The sequence below is a fragment of the Devosia ginsengisoli genome (assembly GCF_007859655.1).
GTDB classification, from domain to species: Bacteria; Pseudomonadota; Alphaproteobacteria; order Rhizobiales; family Devosiaceae; genus Devosia; species Devosia ginsengisoli.
The window spans coordinates 1,015,860-1,041,471 of record NZ_CP042304.1 but is presented as its reverse complement, the minus strand read 5'-3'; the positions used below and the strand labels follow the sequence as shown (position 1 = coordinate 1,041,471).

20 protein-coding genes and 2 pseudogenes are annotated in these 25,612 nt (G+C 62.6%); 12 read left to right on the top strand and 10 right to left on the bottom strand.

The window, feature by feature from the left end:
• Positions 1-162: 162 nt before the first annotated feature.
• Positions 163-1,419: an N-acetylmuramoyl-L-alanine amidase gene (locus tag FPZ08_RS05080; protein WP_146288976.1), complete on the bottom strand. Its 1,257-nt coding sequence runs from the start codon at positions 1,417-1,419 to the stop codon at positions 163-165.
• A gap of 613 nt (positions 1,420-2,032) precedes the next feature.
• Here FPZ08_RS05080 and FPZ08_RS05075 point away from each other — a divergent pair.
• Complete coding sequence (locus FPZ08_RS05075; protein ID WP_146288975.1) at positions 2,033-4,696, top strand: Rne/Rng family ribonuclease; 2,664 nt, start codon at positions 2,033-2,035, stop codon at positions 4,694-4,696.
• 55 nt (positions 4,697-4,751) lie between these two features.
• Here the strand turns inward: FPZ08_RS05075 and FPZ08_RS05070 are convergent, their stop codons facing one another.
• Together FPZ08_RS05070 and FPZ08_RS05065 are read right to left on the bottom strand one after the other, a co-directional pair.
• Positions 4,752-5,318, bottom strand: coding sequence for a hypothetical protein (locus tag FPZ08_RS05070; protein ID WP_146288974.1), 567 nt, complete (start codon positions 5,316-5,318; stop codon positions 4,752-4,754).
• Between the two features lie 81 nt (positions 5,319-5,399).
• Complete coding sequence (locus FPZ08_RS05065; RefSeq protein ID WP_146288973.1) at positions 5,400-6,545, bottom strand: pyridoxal phosphate-dependent aminotransferase; 1,146 nt, start codon at positions 6,543-6,545, stop codon at positions 5,400-5,402.
• Positions 6,546-6,698: 153 nt separating this feature from the next.
• On the opposite strand from FPZ08_RS05065, the pseudogene FPZ08_RS22980 reads away from it, so the two are divergent.
• From FPZ08_RS22980 to aat, 6 genes and pseudogenes are all read left to right on the top strand, one after another.
• A pseudogene (locus FPZ08_RS22980) lies at positions 6,699-7,235 on the top strand (DsbA family protein); the annotation flags it as partial.
• 22 nt (positions 7,236-7,257) lie between these two features.
• Positions 7,258-7,569, top strand: a complete 312-nt coding sequence (locus FPZ08_RS22975; RefSeq protein WP_425457594.1) for a DsbA family protein — start codon at positions 7,258-7,260, stop codon at positions 7,567-7,569.
• A 248-nt stretch (positions 7,570-7,817) separates the two neighbouring features.
• Positions 7,818-8,255, top strand: a complete 438-nt coding sequence (gene aroQ, locus FPZ08_RS05055; protein WP_146288971.1) for a type II 3-dehydroquinate dehydratase — start codon at positions 7,818-7,820, stop codon at positions 8,253-8,255.
• Positions 8,256-8,289: 34 nt separating this feature from the next.
• Positions 8,290-8,781 carry an acetyl-CoA carboxylase biotin carboxyl carrier protein gene (gene accB / locus FPZ08_RS05050; protein ID WP_146288970.1) on the top strand — a complete coding sequence of 164 codons (492 nt, stop codon included), beginning with the start codon at positions 8,290-8,292 and terminating at the stop codon, positions 8,779-8,781.
• A gap of 10 nt (positions 8,782-8,791) precedes the next feature.
• Entirely contained in the window at positions 8,792-10,138 is a 1,347-nt protein-coding gene (gene accC / locus FPZ08_RS05045; protein ID WP_146288969.1) for an acetyl-CoA carboxylase biotin carboxylase subunit, read from the top strand.
• A gap of 118 nt (positions 10,139-10,256) precedes the next feature.
• The gene (gene aat, locus FPZ08_RS05040) at positions 10,257-10,895 is read left to right on the top strand and encodes a leucyl/phenylalanyl-tRNA--protein transferase (RefSeq protein ID WP_146288968.1); all 639 of its coding nucleotides are present in this window, start codon (positions 10,257-10,259) and stop codon (positions 10,893-10,895) included.
• Here the strand turns inward: aat and FPZ08_RS05035 are convergent.
• The 4 genes from FPZ08_RS05035 to FPZ08_RS05020 all read right to left on the bottom strand — a co-directional run bounded on the left by FPZ08_RS05035 (position 10,885) and on the right by FPZ08_RS05020 (position 13,081).
• Positions 10,885-11,382, bottom strand: a complete 498-nt coding sequence (locus tag FPZ08_RS05035) for a GyrI-like domain-containing protein (RefSeq protein WP_186767212.1) — start codon at positions 11,380-11,382, stop codon at positions 10,885-10,887. The two genes, aat and FPZ08_RS05035, sit on opposite strands and share 11 nt — an antisense overlap.
• Positions 11,383-11,400: 18 nt before the next feature.
• Positions 11,401-12,186 (bottom strand): SDR family NAD(P)-dependent oxidoreductase, encoded by a 786-nt coding sequence (locus tag FPZ08_RS05030; protein WP_146288966.1) that lies wholly within the window; start codon positions 12,184-12,186, stop codon positions 11,401-11,403.
• Between the two features lie 75 nt (positions 12,187-12,261).
• Entirely contained in the window at positions 12,262-12,660 is a 399-nt protein-coding gene (locus tag FPZ08_RS05025) for a DUF2155 domain-containing protein (RefSeq protein ID WP_425457593.1), read from the bottom strand.
• A gap of 34 nt (positions 12,661-12,694) precedes the next feature.
• A complete protein-coding gene (locus tag FPZ08_RS05020; protein WP_146292947.1) occupies positions 12,695-13,081 on the bottom strand; it encodes an NADH:ubiquinone oxidoreductase subunit NDUFA12 in 387 nt (128 codons plus the stop codon).
• Positions 13,082-13,168: 87 nt separating this feature from the next.
• Between FPZ08_RS05020 and FPZ08_RS05015 the strand changes: the two genes are divergently transcribed.
• The 4 genes and pseudogenes from FPZ08_RS05015 to FPZ08_RS05000 all read left to right on the top strand — a co-directional run bounded on the left by FPZ08_RS05015 (position 13,169) and on the right by FPZ08_RS05000 (position 19,970).
• A complete protein-coding gene (locus FPZ08_RS05015; protein ID WP_146288964.1) occupies positions 13,169-14,176 on the top strand; it encodes a phosphotransferase family protein in 1,008 nt (335 codons plus the stop codon).
• Positions 14,173-15,354, top strand: a complete 1,182-nt coding sequence (locus tag FPZ08_RS05010; protein ID WP_146288963.1) for an MFS transporter — start codon at positions 14,173-14,175, stop codon at positions 15,352-15,354. Before FPZ08_RS05015 ends, FPZ08_RS05010 begins: the two co-directional genes overlap by 4 nt.
• 569 nt (positions 15,355-15,923) lie before the next feature.
• Positions 15,924-19,647: pseudogene (locus FPZ08_RS05005) on the top strand (vitamin B12-dependent ribonucleotide reductase).
• A gap of 119 nt (positions 19,648-19,766) precedes the next feature.
• Positions 19,767-19,970, top strand: coding sequence for a hypothetical protein (locus tag FPZ08_RS05000; RefSeq protein WP_146288962.1), 204 nt, complete (start codon positions 19,767-19,769; stop codon positions 19,968-19,970).
• A gap of 43 nt (positions 19,971-20,013) precedes the next feature.
• Here FPZ08_RS05000 and FPZ08_RS04995 read toward each other — a convergent pair whose 3' ends face one another.
• Positions 20,014-21,717 carry an AIPR family protein gene (locus FPZ08_RS04995; RefSeq protein WP_146288961.1) on the bottom strand — a complete coding sequence of 568 codons (1,704 nt, stop codon included), beginning with the start codon at positions 21,715-21,717 and terminating at the stop codon, positions 20,014-20,016.
• Positions 21,718-22,218: 501 nt separating this feature from the next.
• Between FPZ08_RS04995 and FPZ08_RS04990 the strand changes: the two genes are divergently transcribed.
• Positions 22,219-22,557, top strand: coding sequence for a hypothetical protein (locus FPZ08_RS04990; RefSeq protein WP_146288960.1), 339 nt, complete (start codon positions 22,219-22,221; stop codon positions 22,555-22,557).
• Positions 22,558-22,880: 323 nt separating this feature from the next.
• On the opposite strand, the gene FPZ08_RS04985 is transcribed toward FPZ08_RS04990, so the two are convergent.
• Complete coding sequence (locus FPZ08_RS04985; protein ID WP_146288959.1) at positions 22,881-23,114, bottom strand: hypothetical protein; 234 nt, start codon at positions 23,112-23,114, stop codon at positions 22,881-22,883.
• Between the two features lie 55 nt (positions 23,115-23,169).
• Positions 23,170-25,302: an autotransporter domain-containing protein gene (locus FPZ08_RS04980; protein ID WP_146288958.1), complete on the bottom strand. Its 2,133-nt coding sequence runs from the start codon at positions 25,300-25,302 to the stop codon at positions 23,170-23,172.
• Positions 25,303-25,612: the final 310 nt, after the last annotated feature.

The window sequence follows — 25,612 nt, the reverse complement described above, 5'->3', positions numbered from 1 at the left end:
TCTCCGCGGCCGCTCGGGCCCTGTTCGGTGATTTGCCTGCGGAATCATAGCAGACGGGGTGGCGAAAGTGCATCACAACGCAGCTATGGCTGCGCGGTGTTTGCTTGTGGCGTGGCGGAAATGTAACGCGGTCGGCTGTTGTCCTGCGGGGTTTTAGGCGGCCTAGTCTTCCGTCGTCAGGCTGTCGAAATAGGTGGAAATGCCCCGCGCCAAGGCCCCTGCCGTGCGGTCCTGCCATTCGCCGCGCAACAGGTTGGCCATGTCGTCGGCATTGGAGAGGAAGCCCAGTTCCACCAGAACCGAGGGCACGTCGGGCGCCTGCAGCACGAAGAAATCGGCCTGCCGCACCGGGAAGCGGCGCAGTTCGACGCTGGGCTCGAGCTGGTGGACGATGGCCTGTGCGGCCATGAAGGACTGGTGGCGCATTTCGCGCCGCATCAGGTCGAGCAGGATATCCACCACTTCGGGCGCCATTTGCGGCATGGCGAAGCCGGCAATGACGTCGGTCTTGTTCTCATTGTCGGCCAGCACCTTGTCGAGCACGTCGGTGGCCTTTTCGTCGCGGGTATAGACGCTGGCGCCGCGGATTTCGGGCTGCTGGAAGCTGTCGGCATGGATGGAGATGAAGATATCGGCCTTGTTGGTGCGGGCCAGGGCCACGCGTTCCTCGAGGCGCAGGAAGGTGTCGTCCTCGCGGGTCAGCGCCACGTCGAAACGGCCAGATTCGACCAGCAATTCCTGCAAACGCAGCGCGAAGGCGAGGACAATGTCCTTTTCCTTGATGCCGTCGGCGGTTTCGGCGCCGCTGTCGATGCCGCCATGGCCGGGATCGATGACCACCAATGGCCGGCTGGCAATGGGCAGCTCGGACCCGCCGGCCGGCGTCGAGGCAACGGCGACCGGTTCGGTGGAGGCAGCGAGGTCGCGGGCGACATTGGCGGCAAATTCATCTGCCGTGGCCGGAATGACATCCACGACCAGCCGGGCTGGCTGCCCCTCGAAGGGGTCGAGCATATAGGCTTGCTGCACCTGTGCGGGGCCGGACAGGGTCAGTGTGGTCCGCACGCGATCGGGCGCGACCTGTTCCACCAGGTAATCGGCAATCATGCCTTCGCCGGCCGGCTTGCCCGATGGTTCGGGCACGGAAAACGTCGCGGCGCGCACGTCGATGGCCAGCCGGTCCGGCTCGCTCAGCGATACGAGGGCAAATTCGGTCTTGTCGGCCAGATCGACCACCAGTCGGGCCCGATCGGGCGTGGCCGAGACGCGGACATCGATGACATTGGGCAGAGCGACCGGCGCGGTGGCGGCAGGCGGGGTTTCGGGCGCTGCATCCTGCGCCTGCGGCATGGCCGACAGGCAGAGCGCGGCAAACAGAGCCGCGAGCAGCGGCAGGACAAGCAGACGGAGGGATTTCAACACACGCGGACCGGCCCCAAATTCAGCACGCGCCTTGTGTCACCCGGATCGGGCGATTCTGCGGCGCAACAGCCCTTATGCGATGATTTGCCGGGTGGGCCAAGAAAGGCGCGTAAAATGGTTTGCCCAGAGCCGGTTTCGACTTTCCTGTTGCCATTCCTTCGCAACATCCCTACACGCTAGACGCGAGGCGCATGCTTCCTGCAGAACCAGTTTGCGTAGCCCATAGGGCCAACGACAGTGGTGCCAGGGAGTGGCCGGACCAAGGGAACGAAGAGAAATCCCGCGGATCGGTTCAGAAGCGGCAAATCCTGCGCTTCGCTACGAATTTCGGTCCCACCGGACCGGACGGCTGCCATTCATCCCCGGATGCAAGGCGGCCCAATAGGAAGAGGTCAGATGGCCCGCAGGCGGACAAAACGCGACGCGATCGAATTTGCCGATTGCCGTTTTGCTACGCTGCATCTTCCGGCCATGACCACACATATCGGCGCGTTCAAGGCAGAGCTTCTGCGCGCCACTCCCCCCAAACCATTCGCCTCGCACAGCGCCACGAGAAGGATTCCGGCTATCCGGCGCCCTCTTGTCGGCGCGCGAGCGCGCGGAGTTCATTATGGCTACCAAGAGAATGCTGGTGGATGCCATCCACCCGGAAGAAACACGGATTGTCGTCACATCGGGTAACAGGCTCGACGAATTCGACTTCGAATCGGCGTCCCGCCGCCAGTTGCGGGGGAATATCTACCTCGCCAAGGTTACGCGCGTTGAGCCGTCGCTGCAGGCCGCGTTCGTGGAATATGGCGGCAATCGCCACGGCTTCCTCGCTTTCAGCGAAATCCACCCCGATTACTACCAGATCCCGGTTGCCGACCGCGAAGCCCTGCTGCGCGACGAAGAGGCCGAGGAAGATCATCACGACGACGGTGACGAGAACATCTCGCTGCCCGAGGGGGTGACCGAGCCCGACGCCGAAGCCGATCCGCAGGAGACCGAAGACGCCAGCCATATCGAGCAGGCGCCGGCCAATTCCGAGCCGGTGGAATCGATCGGTGGCGCCGATGCGCTCGAGGAAGTTCCCGCGCGCCGTTCCAGCAACAATCGCCGTCACTACAAGATCCAGGAAGTCATCAAGCGCCGCCAGGTGATGCTGGTGCAGGTGGTCAAGGAAGAGCGCGGCAACAAGGGCGCGGCGCTCACCACCTATCTGTCGCTGGCCGGCCGCTATTCCGTGCTGATGCCGAACACCGCCCGTGGCGGCGGCATTTCGCGCAAGATCACCAATGCTGCCGACCGCAAGCGGCTCAAGGAAATCACGTCGGACCTCGAAGTGCCGCAGGGCATGGGCGTGATCCTGCGCACGGCCGGCGCCTCGCGCACCAAGGCCGAGGTGAAGCGCGATTTCGAATATCTGATGCGCCTGTGGGAGAGTGTGCGCTCGCTGACCCTCAAGAGCCAGGCGCCGTGCCTGGTCTATGAGGAAGGCTCGCTGATCAAGCGGACCATTCGCGACCTCTACAACAAGGATATCGACGAGGTTTTCGTGGCGGGCGACAACGCCTATCGCGAGGCCAAGGACTTCATGAAGATGATCATGCCGTCCCACGCCAAGAACGTGAAGCCTTACGTCGAAGACCAGCCGCTGTTCAGCAAGTACAATATCGAGTCCCAGCTCGACCAGATGTTCTCGCCGACGGTCACCCTGCCCTCCGGCGGCTATATCGTCATCAACCCGACCGAAGCGCTGGTTTCCATCGACGTGAATTCGGGTCGCTCCACCAAGGAGCACAATATCGAGGACACCGCGCTCCAGACCAATCTGGAAGCCGCCGAGGAAGTCAGCCGCCAGCTCCGCCTGCGCGACCTGGCCGGCCTCATCGTCATCGACTTCATCGACATGATGGAAAACCGCTCCAATCGGGCCGTCGAGCGCAAGCTCAAGGATTGCCTCAAGGACGATCGCGCCCGCATCCAGGTTGGCCGCATCAGCCATTTCGGCCTGATGGAAATGAGCCGCCAGCGTATCCGCTTCGGCGTGGTGGAAAGTTCGACCCACAAGTGCCCGATCTGCGACGGCACGGGCCTGGTGCGCTCCACTGAATCGCTGGCGCTGATGATCATGCGCCATATCGAGGATCACGTGCTGCGCCGCCAGGGCCAGTCGATCAATGTGCGCGTGCCGGTGGAAGTCGCGCTCTACATCCTCAACTTCAAGCGCGAGACGCTGACGGCGCTGGAAATCCGCAACCAGTTGTCGATCACCATCACCGCCGACGGCAAGCTGACCGGCAACCAGTTCGCCATCGAAAAGGGCGAAGCCCGCGTCATGGCCTATGCCGAGCAGCGCGCTACCGAACATGTCCGCGTCGACAGCGCCATCATCGAAGATGCCGATGAAGACGATGTCGTCGAGGAAACCGAGGACGAGGATGCCGAGGAGCGGTCGTCCGCCGCCGATAATGGCGAGGGCGAAGGCCGGCGCCGCCGCCGCCGCCGCCGTCGTGGCGGCGCCGATCGTGGCGATGACAACGGCCAGCGTCCACAGCAGCAGCGCGCCGCGCAGGCACCTGCCGTCGAAGCCGAAGGCAGCGATGAGGACGGCGAGGGCGACGAGGACGAAAATCCCGCCCGCCCGTCCGGTGAAGGTCAGGCCGATGGCGAGACCCGCAAGCGTCGCCGTCGCGGTCGCCGGGGCGGCCGTCGCAATCGTCGCGATGGCGAAGAGGGTGCCGAACGGGCCCCCTCGCCTGCCGGTGACGATGGGTTGAATGTCGCGGAAACCGAAGCGGTAGCCGAGAGCCTGCTGGTGCAGGACGAGATCGTGGCGGCCGAACCGGCTGCCGTCGAGCCCGCGCCGGTCGAAAAGCCCAAGCGCACGCGCCGCAAGAAGGTCGTAGAAACCGCCGAATCTGCGCCGGTCGATGCCGCCCCCGTAGAGGCTACGCCTGAGCCGGTTGCGGAAGCAGCAGCCGAAGCGCCTGCGGCGGAAGAAAAACCCAAGCGCAAGCCGCGCGCGCCGCGCAAGCCCAAGGCCGAAACCGCCGAGGCAGCGCCTGCCGCATCGGTTGCGGAAGCGGCCCCTGTCCCAGTCGCCGACGCCGCGCCCGCACCAGCGGCGGAAGCTCCGGCTGCAGCGCCCAAGCCGCGCCGCGCCAAGAAGGAACTGCCCGCCGAAGGGATCGTGGTGTCCTCAAGCGCGCCCAAGGCGGAAGCCGAAGGCGAGCCGGCCGAGCCCAAGAAGAAGGCCGGCTGGTGGCAGCGCCGCCTCGGCCTTGGTTAGGCCTATGCTGAACAGTTGAAGGGAAAGGCGGCCTCTATGGGCCGCCTTTTTCGTTTCAGCGACGCTTGGCGACCACCCGGCGGCGGACGATATGCACACCGGCCTCGGGTGTCCGCAGGATCGTCAATTCTGCATGTTCCTCCACCGGCTTGCGATGGTGGCCGGGCTTGTCCATGCGGTAGCGATCCGGGCCCAGATAGTTGCGGGTCTCGATATAGAGATGTTCCTGCCCGATCTGGGCGGCGAGCCGCGTGGCAATGACATGGCCATCCTCGGGCACGCTGATGACGTCATCGAAACCCAGCTCGATATTGAACTGGATATCCTCGGGCGTGGCGTCGCGCAGGAACAGGATGACGGGCGCAAAGCTGACGCTGACCGAACCGGCATGGCGCCGCTCATAGAGCAATTGCTCCCGGGCTTCCGGATCGAAGTCGAAATGAACGAGGTAGAAGACCAGCCGATGGTCGAACCGGTCGTGGCCCAGTGCGGGGGAGTCGGCGACGATGGCCGCGAAACGCAGCTTTTCGGCCAGGCGCATGAGCGCCACGCCGTCGCGTTCGTCCTTTGCCATGACGATGGCGACGCAGTGGGCCAGGATACTCGGGTCGGGTGCGGGCATGGCGTGGACCTCCCAATCCTACCAGCTCAAACCTCAACCTAGCATCGCGGCGTTAAGAATGCCTGTCGCCGGCCGGCCGATTTAGCGGAGAAATCCGGCCATCCGCTCCAGTGCCCGTTCGATTGTGTCGCGCCGGCCGGCATAGGAGAAGCGCACATAGAGGCCACCATTGGTGCGGTCGAAATCGGTGCCCGGCGTGGCGGCGACGCCGGCCTCTTCCAGAAGCGTTTCGCAGAAGCGCATGGAATCGTTAGAGAAGCGGGAAATGCCGGCATAGGCGTAGAAGGCGCCATCGGACGGATTGCCGATATCGAAGCCCAGCCCGCGCAGGCCATCATTGAGCAGGCCGCGATTGATGGCATAGAGGGCCTTCTGCTCCTCGGCATAGTCGCGCTCGCCCAGAGCGACCGTCGCCGCGACCTGGCTCAGGGTCGGGGCGGAGATGAAAAGGTTCTGCTGCAGGATTTCGGCGCGCCGCACCAGATCGTCGGGCAGCACCATCCAGCCGATACGCCAGCCGGTCATGCAGTAATATTTCGAGAAGCTGTTGATGACGATGGCGTCACGCGTCAGTTCCAGCGCGCTGACCGAGGGGCCGCGATAGTCGAGGCCGTGATAGATTTCGTCGGAGATCAGCCGTACGCCCAGGCGTTGGCAGGTGGCGACAATATTGGTCAGCCCGGCGCGATCCACGCTGGCGCCGGTCGGGTTGGCGGGGCTGGCGAAGAGCAGGCCATCGAAGGGCTCGGCGGCATGGGCGGCGGCGATATCGGCGCCGGTCAGATGCCAGCCATTGGCCGCCTCGACCGGAATTTCCACCATGCCGAAGCCCAGTCCGAGCAGCGTGTTCACATAGGCCGGGTAGCCGGGCCGCGTGATGGCGATTTTCGCGCCGGGCCGGAAGGCGGTGTGGAAGGCGATGATGAAGCCGGCCGACGAGCCCATGGTGCAGAGGATCGAATCGGGGTCCACGGCAACATTGTGCTGGCTGGCATAATAGGCGGTGAGCCCGTCACGCAGCTCGGCCATGCCCTTGGCATTGGTATAGCCCTGCGCCTGCGGCAGGGCCTGGCGCACCGCCTCGATCACCCGCGGCGCCGGGGGCGAACCGGGTTCGCCGACCTCGAGGTGGCAGACCGTCCGGCCGGTAGCCTCGATGGCCTTGGCGCGCTTGAGGATTTCCATGGCATGGAATGGCATCAGGCCATCGGCGGGCTGGTCGGTCATGGGAACTCCTTGCTGCTTCCCGCCTAGCCGCTTCCGCCGCGTCCCTCAACAACAATTGATACCGCCGGAAGGGACGTGTTCACTCCCGGGTGCCAATGTGGCGCCGTGTCTGCTAGAAGGCGGGCGAGCATTCAGCGGGGAGCCACCAGTCCAATGTCGCGCGTCACTCTTGCCCTTGTCGCCCTTGTCGGCATTCTCGCCGGGGCCCTCGGCTATGCCGTGGTCAACCGGCCGGCGCCACAGACCGATACCATGGTCGTGCAGGCGCTGATCGATGAGGCGATTTCGAGCTATGACGCCAAGCGCATCGCCGAGGCATCGCTGGCGCCGCAGGATGTTGCCGGCATCGATCCGGAAACCCTCAATCCGATGATCGAATCCTTCCTGATGGGCGACCCCAAGATCCTGCAGCGCATGTCGGTGGCGCTCGATACCACATTGCAGGCCGAGGAACGCGAGCAGGCCACCACGGCCATCGCCTCGATGCGAGACGCCATTTTCAACGATCCGGGGCAGGTCGTGGTCGGCAATCCCGAGGGCGACGTCACGCTGGTCGAATTCTTCGACTATAATTGCGGCTATTGCCGCGCCGCCCTGCCCGACATGGCCGCGCTGCTGGCCGAAGACCCCAACCTGCGCATCGTGCTCAAGGAATTCCCGATCCTGTCCAACGAGTCGATCGACGCAGCCCGCGTGGCCGTGCTCGTCGGCAATGCCGATGTCGATTACTGGACCTTCCACGAAACCCCTGTTCACCAGCCGCAGCCAGGTGGACAAAAAGGTGGCGCTGGCCGCCGCAGCCGATCTGGGGCTGTCGCCCGTGGCGTTGGAGCTCGATATGGGCACCGAGGCCGTGGCCACGACCATCCAGACCTCCTACGAGATCGCGCGGGCGCTCAACATCACGGGCACGCCGACCTATATCATCGGCAACGAAATCATCCCCGGCGCCATCGGGCTGGACGAGTTGCGCAGCCGTATCGCCAATATGCGCGCCTGTGGCGAGACGCAGTGCGAGGGGTGAGTTCGGAGCCTTCCCCTCTCCCCTTGCGGGAGAGGATGGTTTTCCGCGTTCAGCGGAAAACCGGGTGAGGGGTCCTGCGCTCGCCCATGCTTCAATGCTGATGGATAGATCGATACCCCTCATCCGCCCTTCGGGCACCTTCTCCCGCAAGGGGAGAAGGGAAGAGAAGAGGCTTCTTTGCCTTTTCGGTGCATTTCGTATAACCGGGCTTGCGCGGGCCGGAGGGGCCGGTGCAAAAGGCAAAAATCATGGCTAAACGCGTTCTCGTCCTCAACGGCCCGAACCTCAATCTGCTCGGCACCCGCGAGCCCGATATCTATGGCTCCGCGACGTTGCAGGATATCGAGACCCTCTGCACGACAACCGGCGATTCAGTCGGTCTCAGCGTGGATTTCCGCCAGTCCAATCATGAAGGCGTGCTGATCGACTGGATCCATGAGGCGCGCGGCACTGCCGATGCCATCCTGATCAATCCGGGCGCGCTGTCGCATACGTCGCTGGCCATCCATGACGCGCTCAAGGGCGTGGGGCTGCCGGTTGCGGAGGTTCACATCTCCAATATCCACCAGCGGGAAGCGGTGCGGCACCACTCTTTCGTGTCAGCCGTGGCCTTTGGCGTCATTTGCGGCTTTGGCGTCACCGGGTATAGACTGGCGCTGCTAGCGCTCGCCGAGAAACTCAAATAACGATCAACGCGCCCAGCGCGGGAGACCGACAAGAATGACCAAGTCATCGCAAGTGGATCAGGACCTGATCAGGGCTATTGCCGAGCTGCTCAACAAGGAAAATCTCGCCGAAATCGAGATCGAGCAGGAGGACTTCCGGGTCCGCGTCACCCGCTCCTACGCCAATGAAGGCGTGACCTATGCCGCGCCGCCGCAATATCTGGCGCCGCAGGCCGCAGCGCCCGCTCCGCTCGCGCCTGCCGGCTCCGTGCCGGCTGCCGCTCCCGCTGCGGCCGAAGACCTTGCTGCCAATCCCGGCACCCTGACCTCCCCCATGGTCGGCACCGCCTATCGCTCGCCCGAGCCGGGCAAGCCCTCCTTCGTCGAAGTCGGCGCCAAGGTGACCGAGGGGCAGACGCTCCTCATCATCGAAGCGATGAAGACGATGAACCAGATCCCGGCGCACCGCTCCGGCACCGTCACGCGCATCCTCGTCCAGGATGCCCAGCCGGTGGAATACGGCGAGCCGCTCGTCGTCATCGAGTAAGGGGGACCCCATGTTCCAGAAGGTCCTCATCGCCAACAGAGGCGAAATTGCCCTGCGCATCCTGCGCGCCTGCAAGGAACTCGGCATCCAGACCGTGGCGGTGCATTCCACCGCCGACGCCAATGCCATGCATGTGCGCCTGGCCGACGAAAGCGTCTGCATCGGCCCGCCCGCGGCCAAGGACAGCTATCTCAACATTCCCTCGATCATGGCCGCCTGCGAAATCACCGGCGCCGATGCCGTGCATCCGGGCTATGGCTTCCTCTCCGAGAATGCCCGCTTCGCCAAGATCCTGACCGAGCACAAGGTGACCTTTATCGGGCCCTCGTCGCACCATATCGAGATCATGGGCGACAAGATCACCGCCAAGAAGACGGCCGTCGAGCTGGGCATTCCCGTCGTACCGGGTTCTGCAGGCGCGGTGGAAACCGAGGCCGACGCCAAGAACACCGCTGCGGAAATCGGCTATCCCGTGCTGATCAAGGCAACCGCCGGTGGCGGTGGTCGCGGCATGAAGGTGGCGCAGACCGAGGCGGACGTGCTGGTTGCCTGGTCGACGGCGCGGTCCGAGGCCAAGGCTGCTTTCGGCAATGACTCCGTCTACATGGAAAAATACCTCGGCAAGCCGCGCCATATCGAGGTGCAGGTGCTGGGCGACGGCAAGGGCAATGCCGTCCATCTGGGCGTGCGGGACTGTTCCTTGCAGCGCCGCCACCAGAAGGTGTGGGAAGAGGCCGGTGGGCCGACCATCCTGCCCGAAGAACGCGACAAGATCGGCGAGATTTGCGCCGCCGCCATGCGCAAGCTCAAATATTCGGGCGCCGGCACGATCGAGTTCCTGTACGAGAATGGCGAATTCTACTTCATCGAGATGAATACCCGCCTGCAGGTGGAGCATCCGGTGACCGAACGCATTACCGGCATCGACATCGTCTATGAGCAGATCCGCGTCGCCTCGGGCGAAAAGCTGTCCATGGTGCAGAAGGACGTGCAGTTCTATGGCCATGCCATCGAAGTGCGTATCAATGCCGAGGACCCGCAGAGCTTCGCGCCCTCGCCCGGCACGATCACCTTCTATCACCCGGCCGGCGGCGTCGGCGTGCGCGTCGATTCGGCGGTCTATCAGGGCTACAAGATCCCGCCCTATTACGACTCGCTGATCGGCAAGCTGATCGTCTATGGCCGCACGCGCGAGGAATGCCTCAAGCGGCTCAGCCGCGCCATCGACGAATTCGTGGTTGACGGCATCAAGACCACGCTGCCGCTGTTCCAGCGCCTGATCAAGGAGCCGGATATCCTGGCCGGCAATTACGACATCCACTGGCTGGAAAAATACCTGGCCGCGAACAAGGTGTGAATATCGGGCTCACCATGACTGTGTCAGTAGACCTCATGGTGAGCCTGTCGAACCACGAGGGCGTGGCGGTATCGTGCCACCACCTCGTCCTTCGACGCGCTCAGGATGAGGTCTGCTGATGGCCCATCGTCAGGACCCCTTCGACATCGAAATCACGCCCGAACTGATCATGCGGGCGTATCGCGCCGGCATTTTCCCCATGGCCGAGGATGCCGGGGATGAGGACCTGTTCTGGGTCAGCCCGGAAATGCGGGGCATCATTCCGCTCGATGGCTTTCATCTCTCCACCAGCCTGCGCAAGGCGATCCGCAAGTCGGGCTTTGCGGTGCGGGTCGATACGGATTTCGAAGCGGTCATCGAGGGCTGTGCCACGGTCGGGTCGGACCGCGAATCCACCTGGATCAACCGCACCATCCGCTCGGTCTATGGCGAGCTGTTCCGGCGCGGCGTGGTGCATACGGTGGAAGTCTGGGACGGCGACGCGCTGGTCGGCGGGCTCTATGGGCTGGCCATTGGCGGGGCGTTTTTCGGGGAATCCATGTTCCACCGCAAGACCAATGCCAGCAAGATGGCCATGGCGCATCTGGTGGAGCGGCTCAAGGCCGGCGGCTTCGTCTTGCTCGATACGCAATTCGTGACGCCGCATCTGGCCTCGCTCGGCGGGGTGGAAATCCCGCGCGAGCATTATGAGGAGCGCCTGGCCGAAGCGCTCCTGGTGCGCGGCGACTGGTCTGCCTGGGACCAGCTCAGTCCTTGAGCTTGAAGGCCAGTTCGGTCACCCACTTGTCCATATCGGGCTCCTCTGCCGGATCGGTCTCGTAGATTTCGAGGCGACAGGCAAAATGATCGCCATTGGCCTTTTCTTCCATGTCCAGCGGCTGTTGGGTCAGCCTTAGCCAGCCGATCAGCATACCGGTTACTGGTTTGAGCTTGTCGGGGTGGCCGTGCCATTTCAGGGTGACGAAACGGCCACCCGGCAGCGTGCCGAACTTGACGCGGTCGCTGTCCGGCCCTGCCCGGCTCACCGCAATACCCGCCTCGACATCCAGCGTATCGGCCATGTCGATGCGGCGATAATTGTAGAAAGCCGCGCCGACCGGCTCGATGCCCTGTTCGGCCAGATAGCCGAACAGCAGCGGAAACCCCTCCTGAGCGGGCTGCTGCATCTGGTTCATCCGCACGGTGAAATTGACATAGGCGTAAGCCTGCGGCTGGCGCTCGATATTTTCCGGCAGAGTCAGCATCATCGTCTCCTTCTTGAACTAATCGACCTGGGCGCCGCCGGTGGCATTGGCCATTGTCGCCGTCATGCCGGCGGCGAGGTCGCTGGCCAGCAGCACCGCCGCATCGGCCACCTGGGCCAAAGCGGTGACCCGGCGCAGCGGGGTGTCCTTGGCAAATTCGCGGTGTATCTCGTCGAAACTGACGCCCAATTCATTGGCGCGCAATTGCCAGGCTTCGCGCACGCCCGGCGCATCAGGCGAGCCGGGCGACCGCACCCAGCAGACGCGCACCCCTTGCGGCTCGTTCTCCATGCCCAGCTGGCGCAGATAATTTTCCACGGCCGCGCAGGCGATGCCGAATCCGCCGACATAGGGCTCCGGCCAGCGCGCCACATTGGCGGTGATGCCCAGGATCACCCCGCCGCCATTTTCGCCCATATGCCGGGCGAGGGCCGTGCCGCTATGAAACCATGTGGTCAGCCCGCTGCGCACCGGCGCCAGCATGCGCTCCAACTCCATGTCGGCCAGCAATTGCCCCTGGGTATCGTCCCACGACACGCCGTTGAACATGACCTTGACCGGTCCGGCCTCGGCGACGATGGCCGCCAGATGTTCTGTCACCACCGCCTTGTCGGTCGCGTCGACCGGCGCGACATCGGCTCGTCCGCCGGCGCGGCGGATAGCGTCGGCCACGGCCTCCAGTCCGTCCCTGCCGCGCGCGGCGAGGAAGACGCGGGCGCCTTCGCGGGCAAAGGCCTTGGCCACGGCGCCACCCACAGCGCCGCTGCCGCCATAGACCACAGCGGTCCTGTCCTTGAGCAACATGGGTCCCCCTCCTCGGCATTATCCCGAGGTCAAGGACGGGCGGGACGGCGACAGGCCGACAAGGTGGTGCAGAATTTATCGTGCGTCGGGCGGCGGCACATCGGTGCTGGTTTTGCACGCGATCAGCCACACATCATAGATGGCGTGGTCTACGGCATTGAGCGCAGGGCTATCGGCAAACATCCAGCCGGTGAAGATGCGCTTGGATACGCCGGTCAGGCTGCGCTGGTCGACTTCGAGGAAGGCCGAGACCCGCTGCGTCTCGGTCGAAGGGCGGTTGTAGCAGGCGCGCGGGGTGATCTCGAGCGCGCCGAACAGCACGGTTTCGTCGATATAGACATCGAAGCGGGTGATGCGGCCGGTGATCTTGTCGAGGCCGGCGAAGGTCGCCACCGGATTGGCGATAGGCTGCGCCGCGGCAGGCGCAGCAAGCGCCAGCCCCAACAGGGGAACCAGCGCCTTGGCGAAGGTCAGGATATGCCGGCCGGGTCGCAAGGCGCCGGCGCCCTTATTCGGGCGACCAGGCGTTGTAATCACCGGTGACGCGCGGGCGCTCGCCCTTGTTGAGCAGGCTCCCATCGGGGCGATAGGCAGCGGCCGTGCCGGTCAGGTTGGGCTCATGCGGCTTTTCCCAGGCGCGGGCAGCGTATTTTGCATCGGTGGGCACTACATCGGTGCGGTGATGCATCCAGCCATGCCAGCCGGGCGGGATGGCCGATGCGTCGGCATAGCCGCCGCCATAGGTCACGTAGCGCCGGTCGGCCTTGCGGTCCTGGTAGTATTTGTTGCCGAATTCGTCGCTGCCGACATAGTCGCCGAAGCGCCAGATCCACAGTCGCGTGCCCCAGGTCTGGCCGCTCCACCAGGAGAAGATTTCAGTCAGGAACTGCTTGATACCGGATTGGGCCACGTGTCGATTCCGCCGTCGAGATATGCGAGTTGAGGCGGTGTAACATGGGTGGCGGGCGGAGCCTAGGCCGAATTGGCGGCCTGGCTCGACATCGCGGCGCTGCTGGGGTCAGATGCCGCCATGTCAGGCCAGAACCCAGTCGATGAGCCGATTCCCACGGCTGATATTGCCGCGAAAATCGTGCGCGAGCGGCTGGGCTGGCCTATGCCCGATATTCGGCGCTTTACCACCGGCATCGCCTTCTTCGTCTATGATGTGCGGCAGGGCGCGGAGAATGTCGTAGTCCGTATCGGTCGCCCCAGCCAGGCCACGGCCCTCGCCGAAAGCCTGGCGCTCTGGGGGCGGCTGGCGCCGCTTGGCGTGCCCCTGCCCCGGATTCTGGTCGATGGCACCGCGGAGAAGCTGCCGTTTGTCATCATGACCCGGCTGGATGGCACCGATCTCGGTCATGTGATGGCGGGTCTGCCGGCCAACAGGCTCACCGCGATCGCCCATGCCGTCGCCGACGCGCAGATGGCCACGGCGCGGCTTGGGTTGGGCAAAGGCTTCGGCTATGCCGCACGCCCCGAAGTTGCGCCACACCGGAATTGGGGCGACGTCGTCGCGGCTCATATCGAGCGCTCGCTGCGCCGCATCGCCGATAACGGGCTGTTCCCGATCACCATAGCCGAGGGCGTGCTGGCGCGGTTGGCGATGCATCGCCTTGCGCTCGACGCCATGCTGCCGGTGCCGTTCCTGCATGATACGACCACCAAGAATGTGATTGTCACCGAGACCGGCGACTTTTCCGGCATCGTGGATGTGGACGATCTGTGTTTCGGCGATCCGCGCTATGCCGCGGCGCTGACCAGGGCGGCGCTGCTCACCTTTGGCGCCGGTCCGCTGGATTATGTGCAGCCGTGGCTGCAGCGCATGGGCCTGCTGGACGACGACGTCTTCGCCTTCTATGTCGCGGCGTTCCTGCTCGATTTCATCTCGGAGCACGGCATGGTCTTCAACGGCAACCAGGCGCCATCCGACCCCGCCATGCGGGAGCGGCTCGCGAACCTTCTGGCGCAAACTCTTGACGGGGCATCATGAATCTCCGCCGCTTCCTCGGCTGCTACTACGCCTATCTGTTCCTGTTCGACTTCATCCTTTGCTACGCTATCTATACGGCCTTGTTCGAGCTCCGGGGGCTGAGCTTCACCCAGATCGGGGCCCTGCTCGCCTTCTGGTCGCTCTCGGCCATCGTGCTCGAATTGCCGTCGGGCGCCCTGTCCGACCGCTTCGATCGCCGCTGGCTGCTGGTCGCGGCGCCGCTCGCCAAGCTCTTCACCTTCGTCTGCTGGGGCCTGGCCGATGGCAATGTCTGGCTCTATGGCCTGGGCTTCCTGTGCTGGAGCGTCGGCCAGGCACTGATGAGCGGCACTGGCGAAGCCCTGGTCTATGAACGGCTCGAAGCCGAGGGGCAGACCGCCGATTATGACAAGGTCAATGGCCGCGCCACGGCTGCCGAATCGCTGGGCATTGCCGCCGGCACCCTGCTGGGCGGCTTCGTTGCCGCGGCCAATGGCATGGAACTGACCGTCTGGCTCTCCATTCCACCACTGCTGCTCTGCGCCCTGCTGGCGCTCACCCTGCGCGACTCACGCCAGGCGCCCGAGGCGGAAGCAGAGGCGCGGCCGGGCTATATGGAAAACTTCCGCATTGCGTTCCGGGAGTTCCGCACCCTGCCCGAACTGCGCTTCGTGACCCTCTATATCGCCGTGGGCCTTATCCTGTTCGAAGTGCTCGAAGAATTCGACCAGCTCTATTATCTGGCCGTCGGCCTGCCGATCTGGCTGTTCGGGGTGGTTGGCGCGGCTATCCTGGGCGCCGTTGCCCTGGCCAGCACATTGGCGCACCGACTCGCCCGCCACCCTGCCCTTGCCTGGGCACTGCCGCTGGCGGGCGGGCTGTTGCTGCTCGCCGCCTCCTTCGGCACGCATCCGGCCTATGTTCTGGTGCTGGAACTGGCCTATCTGCTGGTGGTGCCGGCGACGGTGCTTTCCGAAGCGCGCTTCCAGCGGCTGATCGAGGGCCGCAGCCGGGCCACCACCACCTCGGCTCTGGCCATGGCGCAGAATGTCACCGGCATTCTCATCACCTTCGGCTTTGGCCTCTTGGCCGAATATGTCGGCATTCTGCCCGCCTATGGCTGGGCCGGCCTGCTCATGCTGCCGGTGGCTGCCTGGGTCTGGCAGGCACAACGCTCTGGTGTGCGGGCGCTAGACTGACCCACAAGCGCTGGTGTCCATTTGGCCCCGACGCAAATTCGTCAAAATTTCTGCGCTTGACAGCTTTTCGGCCGCTCGATTCTGCCTTTCGCAGGCATGGTAAACCGCCGGTAAACAACGAGGAGCGCGGCGCGATCAGCAAGGAATCCCGTGGCTTTAGCGGAGAGTCCTCGGCCTGAAATTCGTCTGTGACAGGAGCTTCGAAAAAGCCTCAAATGGCTGCGCCAAACCCGGTGATTTCCTTGCAGTTTGTCCCCGCAATTCACATATTACCCCTACTAGTGGTTGTTTTGTTCCGGACCCGCACCACTAGACCTTGTGATTTGTTGCGTTGACGCGCGCCTTGAATCGGAGGAATGTTTTCGACGGTCCGGTACAGTTGTTGTGGCGGGCAGGCCCTGGGTAGGAGCGCTGGCAAAAGACCGGCGCCAGACCTGGGCGACAGGCAAGATTTCTCGAGCCCGCCTCCCGGGCTCGGTTGGTGAAGCGTCAAACAAAGATTTGGGTGAGAAGCCGGGTTTCGGCTCGCGGGCACTCGTGTGCTCGTTACATTGGGGAATACGACGACTATGCGCATTGAACGCCGGTTCACGACAGCAAACGAAGACCGCTACGCGTCCATCGAATTCCGCTCGGCCACGAGCGAGATTCGCAATCCCGATGGTTCGGTGGTCTTCAAGCTTGAGGATATCGCCGTCCCCGCCGCCTGGAGCCAGGTGGCGGCCGACATCATCGCGCAGAAATATTTCCGCAAGGCCGGCGTCGCCAAGGTGCTCAAGAAGGTCGAGGAGAACTCCGTTCCCTCTTGGCTGTGGCGCTCCGTTCCCGACGAAAAGGCGCTGGCCAAGCTCCCCGAGGCCGAGCGCTACGGCTCGGAAATGGATTCCCGGCAGGTCTTTGACCGCCTCGCCGGCACCTGGACCTATTGGGGCTGGAAGGGCGGCTATTTCGACAGCGAGGAAGATGCGCGCACCTTCTTCGACGAACTCGCCTATATGCTCGCCACCCAGCGCGTTGCCCCGAACTCTCCCCAGTGGTTCAATACCGGCCTGCATTGGGCCTATGGCATCGATGGCCCCGGCCAGGGCCATTTCTATGTCGACCCCTTCACCCACAAGCTGGTCAGCTCCAAGAGCTCCTATGAGCACCCGCAGCCCCATGCCTGCTTCATCCAGTCGGTCAATGACGACCTGGTGAACGAAAACGGCATCATGGACCTCTGGGTCCGCGAGGCGCGCCTGTTCAAATATGGCTCGGGCACCGGCACCAACTTTTCCGCCCTGCGCGGCTCGGGCGAAAAGCTCTCGGGCGGCGGCAAGTCATCGGGCCTGATGAGCTTCCTCAAGATCGGCGACCGGGCTGCCGGCGCCATCAAGTCGGGCGGCACGACCCGCCGCGCCGCCAAGATGGTGGTGCTCGATATCGATCACCCCGATATCGAGGAATATATCAACTGGAAGGTCAAGGAAGAGCAGAAGGTCGCGGCGCTCGTGACCGGTTCCAAGGTCGTTTCCAAGCATCTCAAGGCCATCATGAAGGCCGCCGTGAACTGCGAAGGTTCGGGCGACGATTGCTTCGACGTGGCCAAGAACCCGGCCCTCAAGCGCGAAGTGCGCGCCGCCAAGAAGGCCCTGGTGCCGGAAAACTACATCTTCCGCGTCATCCAGTTCGCCAGGCAGGGCTATACCGATATCGAATTCCCGGTCTACGACACCGATTGGGACAGCGAGGCGTACCTGACCGTTTCCGGCCAGAATTCCAACAATTCGGTCCGCGTGAGCGACGAATTCCTGCGCGCCGTCGAAGGCGATGGCGACTGGGAGCTCAAAGCCCGCCAGTCCGGCAAGGTCACCAAGACGCTCAAAGCCCGCGATCTGTGGGAACAGGTCGGCTATGCCGCCTGGGCCTCGGCCGATCCCGGCATCCAGTATCACACCACCATCAACGAGTGGCATACCAGCCCCGAAGCCGGTCCGATCAATGCGTCGAACCCCTGCTCGGAATACATGTTCCTCGACGATACGGCCTGCAACCTGGCCTCGGTGAACCTGCTGCCCTATCGCAATGCCGACGGCTCGTTCAACACATCGGCCTATGAGCACACCGTCCGCCTCTGGACCATCGTGCTCGAAATCTCGGTCATGATGGCGCAGTTCCCCTCGCGCGCCATTGCCGAGCGCTCGTTCGAATACCGTACGCTGGGCATCGGCTACGCCAATATCGGCGGGTTGCTGATGACCTCGGGCATTCCCTATGACTCGGCCGAAGGCCGCGCCATTGCCGGCGCCGTCACCGCCATCCTGACCGGCGTTTCCTATGCCACCTCGGCCGAAATGGCCAAGGAGCTGGGCCCGTTCAAGGATTACAAGCGCAATGCCAAGCATATGCTGCGCGTCATCCGCAACCACCGCAACGCCGCCCACGGCCATGCCGAGGGCTATGAAGCGCTCTCGATCAACCCGGTGCCGCTCGATCATGCCAACCTGATCGACACCAACCTCAGCGAACGCGCCAAGGCCGCCTGGGACAATGCCCTGGCCCTGGGCGAGCAGCATGGCTATCGCAATGCGCAGGTCTCGGTGATCGCCCCGACCGGCACGATCGGCTTGGTGATGGATTGCGACACGACCGGCATCGAGCCCGATTTCGCGCTGGTGAAGTTCAAGAAGCTCGCCGGTGGCGGCTATTTCAAGATCATCAACCGCGCCGTGCCCCCGGCCTTGCGTACCCTGGGCTATTCGGAAAGCCAGATTGCCGAAATGGAGGCCTATGCGGTCGGCCATGGCAATCTCAACCAGGCACCGGGCGTCAATCCGGCGACCCTGCGCACCAAGGGCTTCACCGACGACAAGATCGAAGCCCTCAACAAGGGCATGGCATCGGCCTTCGACATCAAGTTCGTCTTCAACCAGTGGACGTTGGGCGTTGATTTCCTGAAGTCTTTGGGCGTCACCGACGAGCAGATGAACGATTTCTCGTTCGAGCTGCTGCCGTTCCTCGGCTTTTCCAGGAAGGATATCGAGGCCGCCAACCTGCATGTCGTGGGCGCCATGACGCTGGAGGGTGCGCCCCATCTCAGCGAAGAGCACCTGCCCGTCTTCGATTGCGCCACCCCTTGCGGCAAGATCGGCAAGCGTTACCTGTCGGTCGAGAGCCACATCCTGATGATGGCGGCGGCGCAGCCCTTCATTTCGGGCGCCATCTCCAAGACCATCAACATGCCCAACGACGCCACCGTCGAGGAAGCCAAGGAAGCCTATATGCTGTCCTGGCGCCTGGCGCTCAAGGCCAATGCGCTCTATCGCGACGGCTCCAAGCTCAGCCAGCCGCTCAATTCCTCCGTCCTGGCCGCGGCCGACGAGGATGAGGACGAAGACGCGGTCGAAAGCCTCGTCGCCATGAATGCCGATGCCCGCGTGCCGGCGATCGCCGAAAAGATCGTCGAGCGCATTATCGAGCGCGAAGTGGAAATCCGCTCCCGCGAGAAGATGCCCGATCGCCGCAAGGGTTATACCCAGAAGGCAGTCGTGGGCGGCCACAAGGTCTATGTCCATACCGGCGAATATGCCGATGGACGGCTGGGCGAGATCTTCATCGACATGCACAAGGAAGGCGCCGCCTTCCGGGCCATGATGAACAATTTCGCCATCGCCATCTCGATCGGCCTGCAATATGGCGTGCCGCTGGACGAATATGTGGAGGCCTTCACCTTCACCCGCTTCGAGCCGGCTGGCATGGTCATGGGCAATGACCGCATCAAGAATGCGACCTCCATTCTCGATTACGTGTTCCGCGAACTGGCCGTTTCCTATCTCGACCGGGATGACCTGGCCCATGTCAATCCGGACAGCCCGACTTCGCTCGGCAAGGGCGTTGCCGAGGAGAAGGGTGCGCGCGCTTCGGCGTCCGCCCCTGCCCCGGTGCCCGCCGAGCGCTTTGTCTCCCGCGGCATGACCCGCGGCCGCGTGGCCAACAAGAACCTGATGATCGTCTCGGGCGATGCCCAGATGGTCAACCCGGTCCAGGCCATGCAGACCTCGACCGTGACGGCCCTCCGCTCCGCCACGGCCCTCAAGCAGGACACCCAACTCGCCCCGGCCGCCTTCCCCGCCGCCGAACTGAGCCCCATCCCCAGCCCCCCCGCCCTCAAAGGACGCGGGCCTGCTGCGGGCCGAAGCCCAGATGAAGGGGTACACCGGGGATCAGTGCACCGAGTGCCACAACTTCACGATGGTGCGGAACGGCACGTGTTTGAAGTGCGATACGTGCGGGACGACTACGGGGTGTAGCTGAGCAAAAATGTCGGTTGATGATTGAGCGGCAGCAGCCGCTCAATCGGCCGCCGTCAACTTTTGGACGTGTTAAGCAGGTTCCGGGCTTGGCGCCCGGAACCGCTCATTGGAGCGACGAACATGGCAAAACCTCCTGCCAATCATGGCAAGCCTTGGACTGGCGACCAGGTCAAGCAATTGAAGGAGTTGGCTAAAGGCAACACGCCAACGCGCATTATTGGCCTCAAGATGGGTAGGACCGAAGACGCCATTCAAGCCAAGGCAAGTGACGCAAAGGTCTCCCTAAAGCCCACCAATCAACGTCCGTATGGGACAAAGAAGTAAGCGGCCTGCATCCAGGGCCTCTTTCAAAGGCTAGGCAGCCCGATCACCGGGCTGCAATAAGCTTTTCAAAACTCGCGTACAAATTCGCGTCCTTAGCTTTATCTCTTGAGTAGTCCCCCACAAGCAGACCGTCGAGTATGCCGATGGCATCCTCAAATACGGCGAGTGACTTTTTGTCGTCCGAAATGGCGTCGATGAGCGGCTTGCAGGCACGCTCGAATTTATTCGAGTTCATGGCGTCCATCTTAGTACCCATGACTATCATTCTAAACGCCGCAATGAGGTGGTATCTGAACGGCCGGTACTTTCGGTCGACCTGTTTGCGACGGACTAGCGCTTCAATTCGGTACAGTGCGAAGGCACTCGCATAGTATGCCGCTGGAGGCTGGCCATTCACGAAGATGCTCTTCTCGATATCCTTCAGAAGCGTCCCATAGTAACGACTTGCCTGATGCGGGAGACCTAAAAACATCGACGCGAAAGACCGAATTTGGTTTGAGACGCTGACGATCTTTATTTTCTCAATGCCCGCAGTTGCGCGAAATTGCTGCGACCGTCGTTCGTAGTAAAGCCTTTCGTCCCCCTGTATGGCCTCGTAATAATCTTCTAACGTCTTCTGGAAATCCGTGAGAGCGGTTAGCTCTTCTGTTTTTACAGGAGTTTGCCTGTTAGTCGCCTTAATTATCTTGTTTTTAACTTCGCTATTCTGAGAGACAATCAACTTTACCGGAATCTTGACGCCGGCCGTAAGCTTATCCTTGTTGTTGTATAGAACATGGCTCGTTTGGCATCCGTTCACGATTTGGTAGTCTTCAATCGTAAACGTATCGCCTGTCTTCTTCAGAGAGTCTGCGACGATAGTTATGCCATTGTTCAGTAGGACGAAGAGATTTCGGCCATCGGATTGAAGCGTCTCATCAATCTCATGATTTACCGGATTCTCGCCCTGAAAATCCCTGACGTTGTCGTAGAATAATCCTCTAACTATCGTTCCCGCATCGTCGGTAATAAGCTTGATATACTCGTCAGCCGACAAATAACCTAGGTACGATTCGTCAATACCTTCCAGTGCAGGCAGCGTCAGTTTCTCGCTAAAAAGAACCGACTTCGAGAGTTTGTTCTTAGCCCTTTTGTATAAATTTTGGATGGTTCGCGCGTCAACTGGATAAAAATTAACAGACTCGAATATATTTAAGGCCATCAGACCTTCTACCTCAATATCGATCCGAGAGTTTAGTTTGCTGTCGTTTTCCCATTTGCCAGTTGTTACATAATATATTTTTACCTTTGGGTTGCCTTTTTTGAAAAGGGCGCTCTTGGCATAAATTTTGTCAATTGTTGAATTGGCGTCTTGCAAATTATCGTTACGAGGAAGTTTTGGCTTCTCAGAAAATAGGTCCTTAAGCCCAAAAAACAGGCTAGATATTGACGCACCATCGAAATTTCCGCTGGACTTTGCTTGATTGAACACGAATTCAACATCGAGAAATTTGTTTAGGTTGGCTAAGTCGTCCACCTCACTTACGTCCGAAACGAGGTTTCCATTTACAAGAATCGCGATTCCATCCAGTCCGAGGTCATTTCCGCCACCGGTATGTATGTCGTCGACATCAAATTCCTCACCGTAATTCTGGGAAACTACGCAGTAATTGGCAAAATGCTCAAAGATGACGTCTTCGGCTATATCGTCGGGCAAAAGTTCTTCAACTTTAAATGTTGCCACTAAATTTTTGGTCACAACGTCCATTGCTTTTCCCCACAACGTGCTAGGCGCCAAATTGAACAGCGAAGCGGCCGACTGTCCAGCACCAACTATTACTGCTCCAAGCTAAACCTTTGCGTCAACCGTCAAGAAGTGGATCGGCTGACTCCCGGAATCCATCCTGCATGACTGAGCCTGTCCTATTGAGAAGATTCAGATTGATCCCGGCCTTCGCCGGCATGAAATCCAAATCGGGTAGCCACCTGAATCAGACTACGGCCGTCAAGCCTCCCGCCCTCTCGCGCGACGGTTCCCCAACTCCCGCGAACGGCGTCCTTTGAACATCTCCGTCTTCGGCACCGATGAAGTCGGCACCGCCATCGCCACCAGGCTTAAGTCCCTCGGTCACGCCGCCTCAACGGCAGGCTCGACCATGTCTGGTTCAACCTGGCTCGTGGTTCGCAAGGACTGCTGAGCCCCCCACCCACTTATCCCCCCTCTGCCCCGCGCCCCCTATGCTGGCCTTTTGCTCAGGGAGGCAATGCCATGTCAGCCTATCACCCACTGGGACACCGCCATCGCCACGCCTTTGAACGGCTCCGCCAGGACGTGGCCGCCTTGCGCGCCACGCCGCAGAGCAGGCGGCCGGCCGCCAGCATCGGCGATTATTCGATGAACCTGCTCAAGGAGACCGTGACGCGGGCAAACCGGGTGTTCCGGCGGGAGCCGGGCATGCCGCGGCTCCGTGGGATCGACCGGGGACACCCGATCTCCCATGCCGATTTCGCCATTCTGGTCGGGCGCCTCAGTGGTGCGGTGCAGACCTTCGCGGAGCGCCATCCCGACCCGGACGAGGACGACGACTGGTTCGATGGCGAGGACTGATCGGGGCGGCCCTAAAAACTTATCCCCACCTGCTCCCGGGCCGGCCATACTGACCCCACCTCCGCCAGTCACGCGGCCCCCACGCAGGGCCGGGCGGAAGGACCGGTGGAACGGGGGCGCCTGTTCAGCGGGGGAAATTCGGCAGCCGCGCCTGCAAGATTGGTTGCGCCTGAACCGGACCCCGCGAAAAGCCAGTGTCGTGACGGACGGCCATTGGCCCTGCTCTGTCGACCGTCCTTTTTTTGGGCCGATGGCCGCCCGTCACCGTGTCACCGCGACGCCGCAAGGCGGGGCGGCGTTTCGGCATGCCCGTCCCCTGCCCGCTACCACCCCCGCTGCTGCAGCCAATCAGCAATAAACTCCGCCTCGATCTGCTGGCCGACATCATTGCGATGCACGCGGTCAGATCGGGTCTCGTCGCCGCTCAGCGCCTCCAGCAGGCGGGCCTCGGTCTCGGCATCGAGCGCATTATCAGGGAAAGTTTCACGCAGCAGGACATTGATGGCAAGCAGCACTTCCAGGGTCAGGCGATCCTCGCCACCGCCGGAAACGGGCACTTGCGGCACCGCTGAGCAAGCGGCCCGAGCTGAGCGCGCCTCGGGCCGTCTCGCCTTAGAACCCACCGCTCAGGCGGATGCCGATAGTGTGGTTGCGGCCATTGCCGTTGGTGCTCAGGCCCGTGCGGTAGTCCAGGCTCAGGGTCATGTCGGCGTCGAAGCGGGCATCGAGGCCGAAACCGAGGGTCAGGTAGTCGTGCAGGACGTCGTCGAGCGTCAGCGTGTAGGGCAAGGTGCCGAGGTCGGCATAACCGATGCTGGCCTGGCTGGAGCCGGCAAAATCATGGGTATATTCCAGCCGCGCCCGCGGGCTGAGCACGCCCCATTCCATCGGGATGGCATATTGGGCGCTGACACCGACAATGCCGGCCAGCATGTCGAAGCCCTGCGCGCCAAAGGCGAGATTGTTGGCCCCTGCCCCGGTTTCGACAAAGCCGTCGAGCCGCGTGACGGCCGCATCGAGCCGGCCATAGGGTGAGACGACCAACCCGTCCTGACGATATTCGTAGCCGGCCGACAGCGAGGCAAAAAGCTGTGTGCCGTCGCGGTTGCCATAGGCGAAGCCGCCGGTTGCCGTCACATAGCGCGTGCTGTCGAAATCGAGCCGGCTGATCCCGATCAGGCCGTCGAGGTAAAATGGCGCCGGGTGATAGCTGCCATAGACAGCCGCGCTCACGGCCTGTCCGGAACTGGTCGTGCCGTTGGAGCCGATATCGGTCCTGTCGCGCCCATAGCCGAAGCCGATGCCGGCCACGAAATCGGGCGTGAACCGGTGATCGACGCCACCACTGACGCCGACCAGGGTATGGCCGAGGTCGATCGTGCCGCTGCTGGTCGTGCCGAAATTGATAAAGCCGCCGCTCCAGAAGGCCGTGTCGCTGAAGAGAGGTTCGACGGGCAGCGCGGGTGAGCCGGCCGGCGGCAGGCCCATGGCGCGGCCGGCCGGATCGTCGACCGGTGCTTGCTCGACATAGCCCATGGGTGCGACCCCATTGCCCGGCGTTACACCCATCTGGATGCCGAGCGACTGCGCCTGCCGGCTCTGTTCGTCATGCAACTGGCCCAGCCGATCGTTGAAATTATCGATCTGGGTCGTGGCGAAGCGCTCAGCGGCCTGAGCCTGCGCATTGATAAGGCCCTGCACCTCGGCGTCCTGCGTCGGATCGGGGCGAAGGGGCGCAATATAGGTGAAGACAGCAGGCAGCGTGGTCGTGCCGCCCGGTGTCGTCACCGACACATCGGCCGGGCCCGCTGCATGAGCCGGCGTGATGGCGGTGACCAGGGTATCGCTCACCACCGCGATGCCGGTTGCTGCCGCGCCGCCGACCACTACCGCGCTCGTGCCGGTCAGGCCGGTGCCGGAGATGGAAATGGTAGTGCCGCCGGCAGTCGAACCAGAGGCCGGTGAAACCACCGTGATAGCGGGCGTGGGGGCAATGGTGATGGTGTAGTTCGCGACGACGGCGCTACCGCCATAGCCGGTATCGACGAGCGTCACTGTGGGGTTAAACGTGCCGGCCGCGCTGGGCGTACCGGTGATAGCACCGCTGACTATGTCGATGCCGAGGCCTGGCGGCATGTTGATGGCGTAGAAGGCGTTGGAGCCGGTTCCGAACTGTGCCTGGATGGATGTGTCGGAATAGGACACGCCAACCACCCCCGCCATCAGCGTCGCGCCATCGGGTGGGTCGATCTGGACAAGAGGAGGAGGAGGATCGTCGTTGAGGATGGTCCCCAGCCCTTGGCCGTCGAGCACCGCCGCGCCGGTTGCGCCAGTGATGTTGATATAGAAAAATTCGTCGGGCTCGTACGTCGTGTCGGCGGTCACGCTTACGGAGAAGGGGAAATATGACCCGTCCGATGGGCTTCCCATAGTAAGAACGGGCGGTATGTGGAAAGCCTCATAGTCGACGTCCTCCGTCGCCGTGCCGGAGCTTGTATCAAGACCGAATGTCACGTCGCTTGCCAGAGGCGGCCCATTATACGTCACTCTGAACTCGAAGTACGTGGTGCCGGAATCGCCTTCGCTTTGACTGATATCGCTGATGGAGATCGTTTGCGCATAAACCGGCGCGGCCATGCCGGCCAACGTGGCGAAGGCGACCAGCAGGAACAGCAAGGGCGCCAGCGCGGGGCGGTAGCGGCCCGGAAGGTCGTGCGGGCGGTTCGCTGCCGTTGCCTGCTTCATCACGATGCCCCCCGCGCCGCTGACGATGAGACGCTAACTCCCCAAGCGCATGCAAAAAAGCGGCAAAACTGCCACCTCGCACCCGTTTTTTGCGCCAAGATTTTCTGCAGGTAAACAACTTATTGCCGTTGCCCGCCTCTTTTTTGCCGACGCCGCGGCGAATTGCTCTCCATATTGCAGGACGTCTTTGTGCCGGGCATGAAAACCCCGCTTCCCCCAGCACCCAGAGAAACATATTCTGCAAGGTTGCCGTCGCTGCTACCGCCTGTACCCTCCGGGCTCGCAACGACAGAAACCGCAAGATCGGTCG